Raw genomic sequence first — 13,765 nt, forward strand, 5'->3', positions numbered from 1 at the left:
ATTTTTTGTTCTACACTGGATCCCAGTGCAACTGGGATGTGACTCATGGGCAATTGGGTTGTCTCACTCGCCGGGCCCCGACGGATCAGCCTCGAGCCCTGCGCCCCGGATCCGCTCGGCCCCGGCCAGGTCCGCATCCGCACCTGTTACTCCGGCATCTCGGCCGGCACCGAGCTCACCCTTTACCGGGGCAGCAACCCCCGGCTGAACAAGGACTGGGACGACGCCACCCGGATGTTCGTGCCCCGCCGGGCCCCCACGCCGTACCCGCTGGTCGGCTTCGGCTACGAGGAGGTCGGCCAGGTCGTCGAGGCCGCCCCCGACGTCGCCGACCGGCAACCCGGCCAGCTCGTCTGGGGCATCTGGGGCCACCGCGCCGACGCGGTCGTCCGCGCCGACGCCGTCCACCCGCTCCCGCTCGGCCTCGACCCGCTCGCCGCCGTCTTCGCCCGGCCCGGCGCCATCGCGCTGACCGCCGTCATCGCCGCCGACCTGCACCTCGGCGACTGGGTCGGGGTCTTCGGCCAGGGCGTCATCGGGCTGCTGGCCACCCGGCTGGCCACCCTCTCCGGGGCGCGCGTGGTGGCCGTGGACCGGCTGCCCGGCCGGCTGGCGCACGCGGCCCGCTGCGGGGCCCGGCTCGTCGTCGACGCGGGCGTCGAGTCCGCCGCCGTCGCGCTGCGCCGGGCCACCGGCGGCCGGGGCGCGGACGTCTGCCTGGAGCTCTCGGGGGCGTACCCGGCGCTGCACGAGGCGATCCGCGCCACCACCCACGCCGGCCGCGTCGTGGCGGCCGGCTTCTACCAGGGCAACGCCGACGGCCTGGGGCTCGGTGAGGAGTTCCACCACAACCGCATCCAACTCGTGCCGGCCCAGGTCTCCGGGGCCGACCCGGTGCCCGGCCTGGCCGGCCGGTGGAGCGGGGCCCGGATCGCCCACACCTTCATGGACCTGGTGGCCGAGGGCAGCGTCGAACCGCTGCCGCTCGTGAGCCACGTCGTCGACGCGAGCGCGGTGGCCGACGCGCTGGCGTTGCTCGACCGAGGTGACGCGGACGCCCTCCAAGTCGTGCTGAGGTTCTAGATGAGCATTCCACTGGCCTGTCAGGAGCAACTGCTCCCGGGCACCGATCTGATCGCCAAACACGCCCAGGCCGTCGCGCTCGGCTTCGACGGGCTCGAACTGCGCGGCCGGGGCGACCTCGCCCTGGCCCGCCGCCTGCCGGAGCTGCGGCGGGCCCGCGCCGCCGGGGTGGTGCTGCCCACGGTCTGCGTCGAGATGGACCACTTCATCGGCGACTTCGACCAGGACCGCTCCCGCGACGCCGTGGCCAACCTGCGCTCGCAGCTCTCGGTCGTCGCCGAGCTGGGCGGCGTCGGGGTGCTGACCCCGGCCGCGTGGGGGATGTTCTCCCGCCGGCTGCCGCCGTTCGAGCCGCCCCGCCCGCCGGCCGGCGACCGGCGGCTACTGCTCGACACCCTCGGCGAGCTGGGCGAGCACGCCCGCGCCGAGGGGGTCACCCTCTTCCTCGAACCCCTCAACCGGTACGAGGACCACATGGTCAACCGGCTCGACGAGGCGGTGGCGCTCTGCGCCGGCGTCGGGCTGCCCTCCGTGCGGGTGGTCGCCGACACCTTCCACATGAACATCGAGGAGGACGACGTGCCCGCCGCCCTGCGGGCCGCCGCCCCCTACCTCGGGCACGTGCAGGTCAGCGACTCCAACCGCTGCCAGCCCGGCGCCGGCCACCTGGACTGGCCGGCCCTGCTGCGCACCCTGCTGGAGATCGACTACCGGGGCTGGCTGGCCCTGGAGTGCCGGCTGCGCGGCGACCCGGTGCGGGCGCTGCACCAGGCCGCCACCGTGCTGCGCCACGCCCAGCCGAAGCAGGTGGCGGCATGAGCACCGGCACCGCCGACGCCCCGCCCCCGGCGGCCCGCGCCGCGGCCCCGCCCGGCGCCCTCTCGCCCGCCGCCACCCCCACCGTCGCCCAGGCCGCCGCCGCCCCGCTCGGCGCGGAGAGCCTCGCCGCGCTGCGGCGGCTGGCGGTGGCGACCCTCGACGCCAACTGGGAGCACGACCATACCGTGCCCTCGCGCACCCTCTACCCGCACCAGTGGAGCTGGGACTCGGCGTTCATCGCCATCGGGCTGGCCACCGTCCGACCCGCCCGCGCCTGGCGGGAGCTGCGCACCCTCTTCGCCGCCCAGTGGGCCGACGGGCGGGTGCCGCACATCGTGTTCAACCGCGCGCTGCCCGCCGGGTCGTACTTCCCGGGACCGCAGTTCTGGCGCTCGTCGCTGGGCGCGGGCACCCCCGCCGTGGCGACCTCCGGCATCGTCCAGCCGCCCGTGCACGCCCTGGCCGCCTGGCTGGTCCACCGCCGCGCGCCGTCGCCGCGCAGCCGGGCGGAGCTGGCCCGGCTCTACCCCCGGCTGGTCGCCCAGCAGCGCTACCTGACCGGCCCGCGCGACGTGGGCGGGGCCGGGCTGGCCTGCCTCGTGCACCCCTGGGAGTCCGGCCTGGACAACAGCCCCGCCTGGGACCCGTCGCTGGCCGCCGTCGCCGCCGACGCGGCGCTGATGCAGGCGTACCGGCGGCACGACACCGCGCACGCCGACGCCGCGCACCGCCCCACGGACCTCGACTACGCGCGGTACGTCGCGCTGGTCGACGCCTACCGCGACGGCGGGTACGCCGACGACGGGCTCGCCGGGCGGCACCCGTTCCTGGTGGAGTGCCCGCTGTTCAACACCGCGCTGGGGCTCGCCGAACACGCCCTCGCCGAGATCGCCCGCGAGGTGGGCGCCGACCCCGGGCCGCACCGCGAGCGCGCCGCCCGGATCACCGCCACCATCGTCGACCGGCTGTACGACCCGGCCACCGGCCTGTTTCACGCTCGGGACCTGCGCACCGGGCGGCTCGTGCCGGCCCGTACCGCGCTCGGGCTGATCCCGCTGGCGCTGCCCGACCTGCCGGCGGTGCAGGTCTCCTCGGTGCTGGCGCAGGCCTGCTCGCCCCGGTTCGGGCTGGCCGCGCGGATGGACCGGCCGCTGCCCAGCCACGACCGCACCGCCGCGGACTTCGAGCCGCTGCGCTACTGGCGCGGCCCGAGCTGGATGAACCTCGACTGGCTGCTGTGGCGGGGGCTGCGCGCCCACGGCCGGCCCGACCTCGCCGCCGGGCTGCGCGAGTCGATGGTCGGGTTGGTGGCGACCGCCGGCTGCCACGAGTACTTCCACCCCGACACCGGCGCGGGGCTCGGCTCGCCCGCGTTCGCCTGGACGGCGGCGCTGCTGCTCGACGTGCTCGCCGACGACTGAGGCGCGAGGCGTGAACGTGGCCTTCGGGGTTGTCGTACCGTGGGATCAGTGGGTGAAGTGCCGCCGGGCCCAGAGCGAGACGTAGACCAGGCCGACGAGGACGGGGACCTCGATCAGCGGGCCGACGACCCCGGCGAGCGCCTGGCCGGAGGCGACCCCGAAGGTGCCGATGGCCACGGCGATGGCGAGTTCGAAGTTGTTGCCGGCGGCGGTGAACGCCAGGGTGGTGGTGCGGGCGTAGCCGAGACCGACGGCGCGGCCCAGCAGGTACGACCCGGCCCACATCACGGCGAAGTACACCAGCAGCGGCCACGCGATCCGGGCCACGTCCAGCGGCCGGCCGGTGATCGCGTCGCCCTGGAGAGCGAAGAGGACGACGATGGTGAAGAGCAGCCCGTAGAGGGCGACCGGGCCGATCCTCGGCAGGAAGCGGGCCTCGTACCACTCGCGCCCTCGGGCGCGCTCGCCGAGCCGGCGGGTGAGCCAGCCGGCGAGCAGCGGGACGCCGAGGAAGACGAGCACGTTGCGGGCGATGTCCCAGCCGGAGACGGCCAGCCCGGCGTCGGGCAGGCCCAGCCAGCCGGGGAGCACGGCGAGGTAGAACCAGCCGAGCAGCCCGAACGCGAATACCTGGAACACCGAGTTCAGCGCCACCAGGACGGCGGCGGCCTCCCGGTCGCCGCAGGCGAGGTCGTTCCAGATGATCACCATGGCGATGCAGCGGGCCAGCCCGACGATGATCAGCCCGGTGCGGTACTCCGGCTGGTCGGCCAGGAAGACCCAGGCCAGGGCGAACATCAGCGCCGGGCCGACGACCCAGTTGAGCACCAGCGACGACACCAGCAGCCGGCGGTCGGAGGTCACGGTGTCGAGCCGGTCGTAGCGGACCTTCGCCAGCACCGGGTACATCATCACCAGCAGGCCGAGGGCGATGGGCAGGGAGATCCCGCCGAGCCGCACCGCGTCGAGCGCGCGGCCCAGGCCGGGCACGAGCCGGCCGAGCAGCAGCCCGGCGGCCATCGCCAGGCCGATCCAGACGGGCAGGAACCGGTCGAGCCGGGACAGCCGCCCGACCACCGCCGCCGTCTCGGCCGGCTCCACGCCGGTGGCGGTCACGGGGCGTCGGCCGGGGCGGGGGAGTGCGCCGTCGGCGCGACGGCGAGCAGGGCGGCGAGCCGACCCAGCACGGCCGGGCGCGCCCGGTACCAGACCCAGGTGCCGCGCCGCTCGGCGTCGACCAGCCCGGCGTCGCGCAGCACCTTGAGGTGGTGCGAGATCGTCGGCCCGGTCAGGTCGAAGGCGGGGGTCAGGTCGCAGACGCAGATCTCGCCGCCCTCGGCCGAGGCGATCATCGACAACAGTTGCAGGCGCACCGGGTCGCCCAGCGCCTTGAACGCCGGGGCGAGCGCCCGCGCGGTCTCGGTGGGCACCCGCCGAGACGTCAGCGGCGCACAGCACGGCACCGTGGCGAGGTCGGGCCCGGGAGCTGCTTGCTTAGACATGGGTCTACCTTGACAGGCGTCTAATCAACGTGCAAGTCTCTGCTTCGACGGATGTCGAGACAGCGGGCGACGTGCTGCTGATCAAGCGCCACGGTCGCGGCCTCGGCTGTTCCCGCCCGCCGCTTCCCCACCGAAGGAGCCCTCCATGACCGCCCTGACCGACCTGCCCGTCGTGGTCATCGGCGCCGGCCCCGTCGGCCTCGCCGCCGCCGCACACCTGTACGAGCGCGGCCTGCCCTTCGTCATCCTGGAGGCCGGGCCGCACGCCGGGGCGGCCGTCCGCCAGTGGGGCCACGTCGGGCTCTTCTCACCCTGGCGGTACGACGTCGACGACGCCGCCCGCCGGCTGCTCGAGGCCGCCGGCTGGACCGCTCCCGACCCCGACGCGCTGCCCACGGGGGCGGAGCTGGTCGACGCGTACCTGCGGCCCCTCGCGGAGCTGCCGCAGCTCGCGCCGCACCTGCGCCACGGCGCGCGGGTGACGGCGGTCGGCCGCCTCGGTCTGGACCGGCTGCGCACCGCCGGCCGCGAGCAGACCCCCTTCCTGGTCCGCCTCGCCGACGGCGAGGAGCTGCTGGCCCGCGCCGTCATCGACGCCACCGGCACCTGGGCCACCCCGAACGTGCTCGGCGGCTCCGGCCTGCCGGCCCGGGGCGAGGAGCACGCCGGGGCGTACCTCGAACATGCCCTGCCCGACGTGCTCGGCGCGGACCGCGACCGCTTCGCCGGCCGGCACACCCTCGTCGTCGGCGCCGGCCACTCCGCCGCCAATACCCTGCTCTCCCTCGCCGAGCTGGCCGTCGCCGCGCCCGGCACCCGGGTCAGCTGGGCGATCCGCGCGACCACCCCCACCCGCGCGTACGGCGGCGGGGCCGCCGACGCGCTGCCCGCCCGGGGCGCCCTCGGGTCCCGGCTGCGCGCCCACGTCAACGCCAATTGGATCCGGCTGTTCGCCGGCCGCTCGGTGCGCGCCCTCACCCCGGCCGGCGACCGGGTGACCGTGACGCTGGACGGCCCCGGCGGGGCTGCCGATGCGCGGGAGTCGTTGACCGTGGACCGGGTCGTGGCCGCCACCGGTTTCCGGCCCGACCACCGCATCGCCGCCGAGCTGCGGCTGGACCTGGACCCGGTGCTCGGGGCCACCCGGGCCCTCGCCCCGCTGATCGACCCCAACGAGCACTCCTGCGGCACCGTCCCGCCGCACGGCGTGGACGAGCTGACCCACCCCGAGCCCGGGTACTACGCGGTGGGCGCGAAGAGCTACGGCCGCGCGCCGACCTTTCTGATGGCGACCGGGTACGAGCAGGTCCGCTCGGTGGTCGCGGCGCTGGCCGGGGACTGGACGGCGGCGCGCGACGTGCGGCTGGACCTGCCCGAGACGGGGGTGTGCAGCAGCTCGCCCGCCGACCCGGTCGACGGTGAGGGCTGCTGCGGCGTCCCGGCCGAGCCGGTCGACGGCGAGGGCTGCTGCGGTGCCGCCCCCGAGCCGGTCGGCCGAGGGCTGAGCACGGGGCTGCCCGGCGGGCTCCTGCCGCTGGTCGGGGCGGGCTCCGGCGCGGGCGGCTGCTGCGCCGGCTGATTCCGGCGTCTCCCGCGTCAGGTGGTTTCGGGCTTGCGCGCGAAGATCCGTTCGACCGTGCCGGCCTTGAGCCGTTCGACCTCGACGACCTCGAACCGGGCGGCCAACACCAGGGGAAGCTGACGGCGGGTGAAATGCTCGCCCGCGTAGCGGATCGTCTGCCGTTCCAGCAACCACTGGAAGGCGTAGATCGGTGGCCAGGTGCTGGCGACGTGGTCGAGGAGCAGGAGCCTCCCACCGGGCACCAGCACCCGTCGCATCTCGTCGATCGCCGCAGCCGGGTCGGGTATCGCGCACAGCGACAGGGCGCAGACCACGGTGTCGAACGCGGCGTCGTCGAACGGCAGATGCTCGGCGTCACCCAGGCGCAGCTCGACGTCACGGGCGAGGGTGGCAGCGCGCTGCCTCGCGATGGCCAGCATCGCCGGACTCAACTCGAGCCCCGTCACCGTGGCGTCGGCCGGGTAGTGCGGCAGGTTGCGGCCGGTCCCGATCGCGACCTCCAGGACGCGGCCTCGGGCCCGCGCGCCGAGCCATTCCCGGCCGCCACCGAACTGGAAGCGCTCGAAGAAGCCGATCTGCCGGTCGTAGTCCGATGCCATCTCGTCCCAGACGCGCTGAGCCTTGGCGATGCGCTCCGGTGCTGGAGTCATGGTGTCCTTCCCGAAGGGCGGGCCGACCTGGCCGCCTCCATTCTCGCTCTCGCCGCAACTGGCGACGTCGATATATCTGGCGTCGATCCGTGCCCGCTCAGGTATGGTCGGCGGCATGTATCAAGGCATCGGCATGAGGAAGCCCTGGTCCCTCCGCTGACGGCGGCAGGGTTGACCAGCTTTCTCGTGTAGCTCTGTTCCGCCGTCCTGGCGTTCCCGCCGGGCGGCGTGTTTGTGCTGCCCGGCTCCATGACGAGCTGAGAGCACCGAGTGAACAATTCTCTGGAAACCCAAGAATCGACCACGGGGTCCGACCTGGCCTGGGGCGGCCCGCTGCCGGTCGGAGGCCGGGCGCAGGTCCGCGCCGAGGGCGTACGCGTCGTGCTGGGCGGGCGGGTGGTCCTCGCCGACGTCAGCGTGACCGTCTCCGCCGGCGCACGCCTGGCCATCGTCGGCGAGAACGGCCGGGGCAAGACCACGTTGCTGCACGTCCTGGCGGGCCTGCGCACGCCCGACCAGGGCACGGTGGAGCGGCTCGGCACGATCGGCGTCGCCCGGCAGACGCTGCCGACGCGCAGCGGCGAGACCGTGGGCACCCTCGTCGCGGGTGCCGTGCGAGGGGCCGAAGACGCCCTGCGGGCCCTCGACGACGCCGGAACCGCGCTGGCCGAGGGCCGCAGCGACGCGGAGGCCGCGTACGCCGCCGCACTCGACGCGGCCGTCCGGCTCGACGCCTGGGACGCGCAGCGCCGCGTCGACGTGGCGCTGGCCGGCCTCGACGCCTGCACCGATCGCAAGCGCCCGCTGGCGACGTTGTCGGTCGGCCAGGGCTACCGGGTCCGCCTGGCGTGCCTGCTGGGCGCGCAGTACGACCTGCTGATGCTCGACGAGCCGACCAACCATCTCGACGCCGACAGCCTGGCGTTCCTCACCGCGCGGCTGCGTGAGCATCGGGGCGGGGTGGTGCTCGTGACCCACGACCGCGCCCTGCTCGACGACGTGGCCGAGGAGTTCCTGGACCTCGACCCCAGCGCGGACGGCCGACCGCGCCTGCACGCCGGCGGCTACACCGGCTGGCAGGACGGCCGGCGGCGGGAACGCGAACGTTGGACGCGGGAGTACGAGGCACAACAGGCCGAACACCAGCGGCTGGCCGCTGCGGTGAACGAGGCGCAGGGTCGGCTCAGCACCGGCTGGCGCCCGGAGAAGGGCCACGGCAGACACCAGCGCCAGTCCCACGCCCCCGGCCTGGTGCAGGCGCTGCGGCGACGGCAGGAAGCCCTCGACGCCCACCGGATCACCGTGCCCGAGCCGCCGCTGCCGCTGCGCTGGCCCGACATCGACGTACGCCCCGCAGCGCCGATCCTGCGCTGCCACGACGTCACCGTGGCCGGGCGGCTGCACCGACCCGTCACGCTCGGCCTCGACGGCGGAGACCGCCTGCTGGTCACCGGCCCCAACGGGGCGGGCAAGTCGACGCTGCTCGCGGTGCTGGCCGACGACCTCACCCCGTCGACCGGGCACGTCCGCCACCTGGCGGGGGCCCGCGTCGCGTACCTCGGGCAGGAGGTGCCCGACTGGCCGCCGACCGCGCGCGCCGACGAGCTGTACGACCAGCACGTCGGCCGGCTCCGCTGCGCCGGACGCCTCGACGACACCGGCCTGCTGCCCCTGACCGCGATGAACCTCCTCGACGGCGAGGCCCTGCGCACCCCCGTCGGGCGGATGTCCCAGGGCCAGCAGCGCCGGCTGAACCTCGCACTGCGGCTGGCGGAACGCCCCGACCTGCTGATCCTCGACGAACCCACCAACCACCTCTCGGCGGCCCTGGTCGACGAGCTGACCGCCGCCCTGCTCCGGACCAGCGCGGCGGTCGTCGTCGCCACCCACGACCGGCAGTTGCTCGACGACCTCGCCGCCTGGCCCACCCTGCCGCTCACCAGGTGACCCTGCCGACCATCAGCGGCAGCCGGCCAACTGAGCGGGCCCATCAGCAGGAGGAAGGGGGTTATCGCGGCGCGCGGACCCAGGACAGGAAGCGGTTGCGCAGGTCGCCCGGCGGGCTCGACGGGTTCAGCACGGTCAGCTGCTCGACCGCCTCCCGCCTGAGGTCGGCCAGGTGGAGCAGCAGGGCCGCGCGGTTGCCCTGGTACTCGACCAACAGCGCCAGCCGCGCCGGCCCGCACGGCCACGGGGCCCCGCACCGCCGGCACAGCCAGAGGGGACGCATCGGCCGGTGCGGCCGGCCGGGCATCAGCGGCACCGCAGCGCGGTCGCCCGCGCCTCCTCGTCGGTCAGCGGCAGGAACCACAGGAACCGCTTGACGATCTCCGGCGGGGTCGGCCCCTCGGGTCGGCCCCGCAGGTCGCGGATCGCCGGCCCGAGAAACACCGTGAAAACCGCCAGCAGTACGCGGGCGAAGTGCTCGTCCACCGGCAGGTCCCGCCACGCGGAGCAGGGGAACGGCTCGCCGTCGACCTCGCACCGCCAGGCGGGGCCTGCCGCGCGGTGCAACTGCAACGCCTGCGGGGCGGGGACCGGACTCACCACCGGCGGCGGGTCGTACCGACTGGGGTTCTGTGTGGTTTCCGGCCCGCGCCGCTCCCTGCTCGCCCTGCCCTCGATGCACACCCGGCACGCGCAGTGCCGGCCACGATAGGCCCGGTGATGTCCTTGTCGATGCGCCATTGCGCGCCCTCCTGCCCGTCGAAAGTGGAGAGGGGGCCGCCCGGTCTAAACGGTGTGGAAGGACCGGAACGGCCCCCTCGACGAACGCGAGCCGGGACCCATGTCAGCCGCCCCGCGCCGCCCTTTACCAGGCTTCCGACAGTTGTGATACAAACACACCGCGTAGTGGCGACGATTCGGAGTGCACCGGACAAAGCAGAGGGAAATCCGGATGAACCATGCAGTTATTGATGCCATGGCGGTCCTGGGGTTGACTGCCGAGGCACTTGCAGCTCAGGTGGATGTGGACCCCAAAACCGCCGCCCGCTGGGCAAACCCCGGACATATCCCGCAGTCTCGCCACCGGGCGAAGGTCGCCGCCGTCTTGAGACGGGAAGTCGCCGACCTGTGGCCGGACGCCCTGAAGCGTCGTGAGCCAGCATGGTTTCGGCGCTGGGCTGACGTCGAGCGTGAAGCCTCCTCCCTGCGGTGGTTCGAGCTGGCGTGGATACCGGGCCTGCTGCAAACCGAGGCCTATGCGCGAGCCACCCTCGCGGATGAAGGGCTGACCGCTGAGGAGGCCGAGGAACTGGTCACCGCCCGCATCGCACGACAAGCGGTCCTTCACCGCGCCAGGCCTCCACTGCTGGTCGCAGTCATCGACGAAGCAGTTCTACGGCGTACCGCCGCCGGGGACCGGGACATGATGCGCGCCCAGTGCGTGCACCTGGCAAGCTGCGCGGCCTTGTCAACAGTGCAGGTCCACGTCGTTCCGGAGAGCGCCGGCATGTACTCCGGGCTCGGCGGGCCATTCATCCTCGCCGAATTGAGCGATGGGGTGCGCCTTGCCCACGTGGACGGGCAGGTCCGCGCTGAGATCATCGATCAAGCTGCTGACCTTGCTACCCTGGATCGGCGGTGGGCTCGCATCACCGGCGATGCTCTGCCCCGGTCGCAGTCTCTAGAACTCATCAGGAAAGCGGCGGCATCATGGACATGAGCCAGGCGCAGTGGCGTAAGAGCACGAAGAGCGGCAACAACGGTGGGGCGTGCGTCGAGGTCGCTGACAATCTGCCCGGCATCGTCCTCGTGCGGGACACCAAGGACCGTGACGGCGGGACGTTGGCCTTCGCGCCCGCCGCGTGGGCGGGGTTCGTGGACCTGGCGAAGAGGCTCGGCCCTGTCGCCTGACGGCGTAACCGTGATCGGCTTCCGGCCAGCCGTGATCTCGTAACCGATTTTCCGAGCGGCGCCCCGACACCCCACGTCACTCGGGGTCGAGCCGCAGGGTGGTTGCCACGGCCGCGTCGGTGACCATGGAAGCTGCGCCGCCTGGGCCGTACTTGGCGCGGTAGGCGTCGTTGACGTCGGCGTTCACGTCGGGGGACGCGCCGCCGACGTCCTCGATGGTGACGTCGGTGTCCAGGCCCGGCACCCGGATCCGGGCCCGCTGTGACCGCAGGGCCTGGCCGAACCAGCCGGTGTCCCGCCGATGCCAGCTCCGCACGTACACCCGGTCGCCGGCGCGTACGACCCAGATCGGCAGCCACGGCCGCAGGCCGCCGTCGGCGCGCCGGACGGCGATCCGCAGCTCCCGGGCGGCGGCGATGAGTCGCAGCTCCGCCGCAGACCAGCGGCCGGTCATCGGCGTCGAGCCCGTTCGGGTCGGATTATCTGCTCGTGCATGCCACCGATGGTGACCGCCCGCGCGGCGGGAACCAACACCGCGCGTCCTTTGGAGCTGATGTCGTCAACGAATCATCCGAGTGATGACGCAGACGACATCAGCTCCAAAGCGTCCGGAACAGAAGGTGCCGCCGCCCTTGGCGTGGCGTCGGGGATGCCTTCGTCGGGTGCATATCGGCTCAAGATCGCCTTCGCCAGCCACCGGGACGCCGTCCAACGCCTGCGCGTAGCACCTCCACCCACTTCCAGGGAACACCGGTTGCCAAGAATTCGCTACCATCATCGAGTTGTCGACAGTGACGGATCGGATTAGTTCGGATACGCGCAGTGTGCAGCGGATGGGCGACGGATGCGGCGGGCCCTGGGTGGCCACGCGCGGGCGTCTGTCATCCTGTCCGCGAAGGTCAGGGCGGAGGTCTGAGTGGACGACGCGGAGCAGGCTCAGGAGGCGACCGGTTCGCGAGAGCTGACCTACGAGCCAAATCCGAAACACAAGCCGATTCCTACGCCTGGGCGGCACGGGTCGATCTGTCCGCCACACGCCGATGGGCCTCGGCTGCTTGCCCAGAGCGACCTGGTCGGGAAGAAGCGCTACGCAACAGACGGCGAAAGCGCATACTGCGCGCAGCAGCATGGGGCAGGCAGGTGGCATGGCTATCCGGTCGATTGGGATGAGGTGCCGCCCACCCTGGTGCAACGCTGGGTTGCCGAGGATAAGGTCGAGCGTAAAGAAATTCGGCGGGCTAAGAGGCGGCGAGACAGATGACGGTGCGCTGGGAGAAGTTCGCGGGAAGCACTGACTCCTTTGCCCTGCGGCTCGCCTTCATGCCGGACCCCGACCAGGGGGTAGGTGCCGACCCGGCGGAGGCCGCCTCCTGGGGAGCCATTCAATTCTGGGTGGACGGCCAGAACCTGTGTGCTCACGTGGACCAAGGCGAGGTGCTGCAAAACGCACACTGGTATCTGCTGCCACTGCTTGAGTGGTTCGCCGAGAGCTGGAACCCCCTGTTGCACGAGGAGAAGCTGCCGAACCGCAACATCGCCGAGACGGCGGTAGAGGCACTTGAACTCACTCGTAATGCGCCTTTTTTGGTGGAGGAGACGGAGGCGTTCTCCTGGGAACAGGAGCGATACGAGTGGAAAGCGCGGCATGCGCTTCGGACGGCTCGCTCGGGGGGCCTGCTACCGAATATCGTTTTCCGCAGGCTTCGAGATTCCATTGAAATCAGTTGGAATGACGAGCCGTTGGCCGGGGCGTTGGACGGCTTTCACTTCAGTTGCGCTGCCGGCGCCGCCCTGCTGGCTCCTGAGCAGGTAGCGCAACCCCTCTACGACGTGCTCCTGGCTGCCACCGACTACCTGACCCAAGAGGTGCCCGACAGCCAGCGGATCGTCCGGTTGCAGGCCCTCCTGCAGGGCCTGAAGGATCCGGTTGAGCAGGACAGGAGGCAGGAGTGGCGTGCCGGTCTACGTGAGACGTCGGCTCTCACCGGGCGACTCCATGGCGCTCTCGAAGAGGAGATTCACTCACGCTGGTCACGGAGCGTGGCCTGGATGAAGGGCTTGGCCGACACGGCAGGCGTCCACGAAACCCTGGCGACGATAAGCGGACCGCTAGTTATTAGGGCATCCTCTCCCCTCCAACTCATGTTCAGCTCGATGTCACCCACCGTAACTGACAAGGACATAAGAACGATAGGTTCGGCGCTGGTAAGCCAGTATTCTCCGGTGCCGATCGTGTCCGAGTTGGACACCCTTGGTGAGTCAGTCCCGCTGGACCCGGCCACGCCGCCCTGGGAGCAGGGGTACGACCTCGCGGAGGCTGTCCACGCGGAACTCGACTTGGACCTCTCGTCCGGCTGGGTCGACATCGCCGATCTGGTTCGCCGCCTGGGTATTTCGATCATCGACCGCAAACTGGATGACCCGAAGATCAGGGCCTGCGGCATCTTCGGCGAGCATCACCGACCCACGATCATCCAGAATGCGGGCTCATCTTTCTATGATTCCAGCAGTGCGCGGCGCTTCAATCTGGCGCACGAGTTCTGCCATCTCCTGTTCGATCGCTCCAGTGCCAAGAAGTTGGCCATCGCGAGCGGCCCCTGGGCGCCGCGCGGGCTGGAGCAGCGGGCGAATGCTTTTGCGGCCATGTTCCTCATGCCGCCGGATCTGGTAAAGCGGGCCATAGCCGACGCGCCGGATCCCATTGGTGATCGGGCCGTGATATCTGCCCTTGCCGCGAGGCTACGGGTCAGCAGGCGGGCCCTGATCGAGCACCTGTACAACCTGACGCTGATGAGTGAAGCGGACCGAGACGAGTTGCTGCACGGGCAGGACTGAGCGCGCGATGGCCCC

Annotated in this window: 15 protein-coding genes; 9 read left to right on the top strand and 6 right to left on the bottom strand. The window is 72.3% G+C overall.

The window, feature by feature from the left end; all coding sequences use genetic code 11:
* Window positions 1-45: 45 nt before the first annotated feature.
* The 3 genes from ACLQ2V_RS14460 to ACLQ2V_RS14470 are packed head-to-tail and all read left to right on the top strand — an operon-like array spanning window position 46 to window position 3,323.
* Window positions 46-1,083, top strand: coding sequence for a zinc-dependent alcohol dehydrogenase (locus ACLQ2V_RS14460; RefSeq protein ID WP_425718975.1), 1,038 nt, complete (start codon window positions 46-48; stop codon window positions 1,081-1,083).
* The gene (locus ACLQ2V_RS14465) at window positions 1,084-1,902 is read left to right on the top strand and encodes a TIM barrel protein (RefSeq protein ID WP_425718976.1); all 819 of its coding nucleotides are present in this window, start codon (window positions 1,084-1,086) and stop codon (window positions 1,900-1,902) included. It begins immediately after the preceding gene.
* On the top strand, window positions 1,899-3,323 hold the full coding sequence (locus ACLQ2V_RS14470) for an MGH1-like glycoside hydrolase domain-containing protein (protein WP_425718977.1): 1,425 nt from the start codon (window positions 1,899-1,901) through the stop codon (window positions 3,321-3,323). Before ACLQ2V_RS14465 ends, ACLQ2V_RS14470 begins: the two co-directional genes overlap by 4 nt.
* Before the next feature lie 45 nt (window positions 3,324-3,368).
* On the opposite strand, the gene arsB is transcribed toward ACLQ2V_RS14470, so the two are convergent.
* Window positions 3,369-4,439, bottom strand: a complete 1,071-nt coding sequence (arsB, locus tag ACLQ2V_RS14475; protein ID WP_425718978.1) for an ACR3 family arsenite efflux transporter — start codon at window positions 4,437-4,439, stop codon at window positions 3,369-3,371.
* Window positions 4,436-4,825 (bottom strand): ArsR/SmtB family transcription factor, encoded by a 390-nt coding sequence (locus ACLQ2V_RS14480; protein WP_425718979.1) that lies wholly within the window; start codon window positions 4,823-4,825, stop codon window positions 4,436-4,438. Before ACLQ2V_RS14480 ends, arsB begins: the two co-directional genes overlap by 4 nt.
* Before the next feature lie 145 nt (window positions 4,826-4,970).
* Between ACLQ2V_RS14480 and ACLQ2V_RS14485 the strand changes: the two genes are divergently transcribed.
* A complete protein-coding gene (locus ACLQ2V_RS14485) occupies window positions 4,971-6,404 on the top strand; it encodes an FAD-dependent oxidoreductase (RefSeq protein ID WP_425718980.1) in 1,434 nt (477 codons plus the stop codon).
* A gap of 17 nt (window positions 6,405-6,421) precedes the next feature.
* On the opposite strand, the gene ACLQ2V_RS14490 is transcribed toward ACLQ2V_RS14485, so the two are convergent.
* Entirely contained in the window at window positions 6,422-7,174 is a 753-nt protein-coding gene (locus ACLQ2V_RS14490; RefSeq protein ID WP_425718981.1) for a class I SAM-dependent methyltransferase, read from the bottom strand.
* 153 nt (window positions 7,175-7,327) lie between these two features.
* On the opposite strand from ACLQ2V_RS14490, the gene ACLQ2V_RS14495 reads away from it, so the two are divergent.
* Window positions 7,328-9,004, top strand: coding sequence for an ATP-binding cassette domain-containing protein (locus ACLQ2V_RS14495; RefSeq protein ID WP_425718982.1), 1,677 nt, complete (start codon window positions 7,328-7,330; stop codon window positions 9,002-9,004).
* Window positions 9,005-9,065: 61 nt separating this feature from the next.
* Here ACLQ2V_RS14495 and ACLQ2V_RS14500 read toward each other — a convergent pair whose 3' ends face one another.
* Entirely contained in the window at window positions 9,066-9,311 is a 246-nt protein-coding gene (locus ACLQ2V_RS14500) for a flavin reductase (RefSeq protein WP_425718983.1), read from the bottom strand.
* Window positions 9,311-9,607 (bottom strand): hypothetical protein, encoded by a 297-nt coding sequence (locus tag ACLQ2V_RS14505; RefSeq protein WP_425718984.1) that lies wholly within the window; start codon window positions 9,605-9,607, stop codon window positions 9,311-9,313. The genes ACLQ2V_RS14500 and ACLQ2V_RS14505 overlap by 1 nt, the downstream gene beginning before the upstream one ends.
* Window positions 9,608-9,956: 349 nt before the next feature.
* Here ACLQ2V_RS14505 and ACLQ2V_RS14510 point away from each other — a divergent pair, with 349 nt between their 5' ends.
* Both ACLQ2V_RS14510 and ACLQ2V_RS14515 read left to right on the top strand, forming a co-directional pair.
* Window positions 9,957-10,724, top strand: coding sequence for a DUF5753 domain-containing protein (locus tag ACLQ2V_RS14510; protein WP_425718985.1), 768 nt, complete (start codon window positions 9,957-9,959; stop codon window positions 10,722-10,724).
* Window positions 10,715-10,915 (top strand): DUF397 domain-containing protein, encoded by a 201-nt coding sequence (locus ACLQ2V_RS14515; protein WP_425718986.1) that lies wholly within the window; start codon window positions 10,715-10,717, stop codon window positions 10,913-10,915. Before ACLQ2V_RS14510 ends, ACLQ2V_RS14515 begins: the two co-directional genes overlap by 10 nt.
* Before the next feature lie 76 nt (window positions 10,916-10,991).
* Here ACLQ2V_RS14515 and ACLQ2V_RS14520 read toward each other — a convergent pair whose 3' ends face one another.
* Window positions 10,992-11,369 (bottom strand): DUF2255 family protein, encoded by a 378-nt coding sequence (locus tag ACLQ2V_RS14520; RefSeq protein WP_425718987.1) that lies wholly within the window; start codon window positions 11,367-11,369, stop codon window positions 10,992-10,994.
* A 462-nt stretch (window positions 11,370-11,831) separates the two neighbouring features.
* Here ACLQ2V_RS14520 and ACLQ2V_RS14525 point away from each other — a divergent pair, with 462 nt between their 5' ends.
* Entirely contained in the window at window positions 11,832-12,176 is a 345-nt protein-coding gene (locus ACLQ2V_RS14525) for a hypothetical protein (RefSeq protein WP_425718988.1), read from the top strand.
* Window positions 12,173-13,750 carry an ImmA/IrrE family metallo-endopeptidase gene (locus ACLQ2V_RS14530; RefSeq protein WP_425718989.1) on the top strand — a complete coding sequence of 526 codons (1,578 nt, stop codon included), beginning with the start codon at window positions 12,173-12,175 and terminating at the stop codon, window positions 13,748-13,750. Before ACLQ2V_RS14525 ends, ACLQ2V_RS14530 begins: the two co-directional genes overlap by 4 nt.
* Window positions 13,751-13,765 lie beyond the last annotated feature (15 nt).

Source organism: Micromonospora sp. DT233 (assembly GCF_049841815.1).
Lineage (GTDB): Bacteria > Actinomycetota > Actinomycetes > Mycobacteriales > Micromonosporaceae > Micromonospora.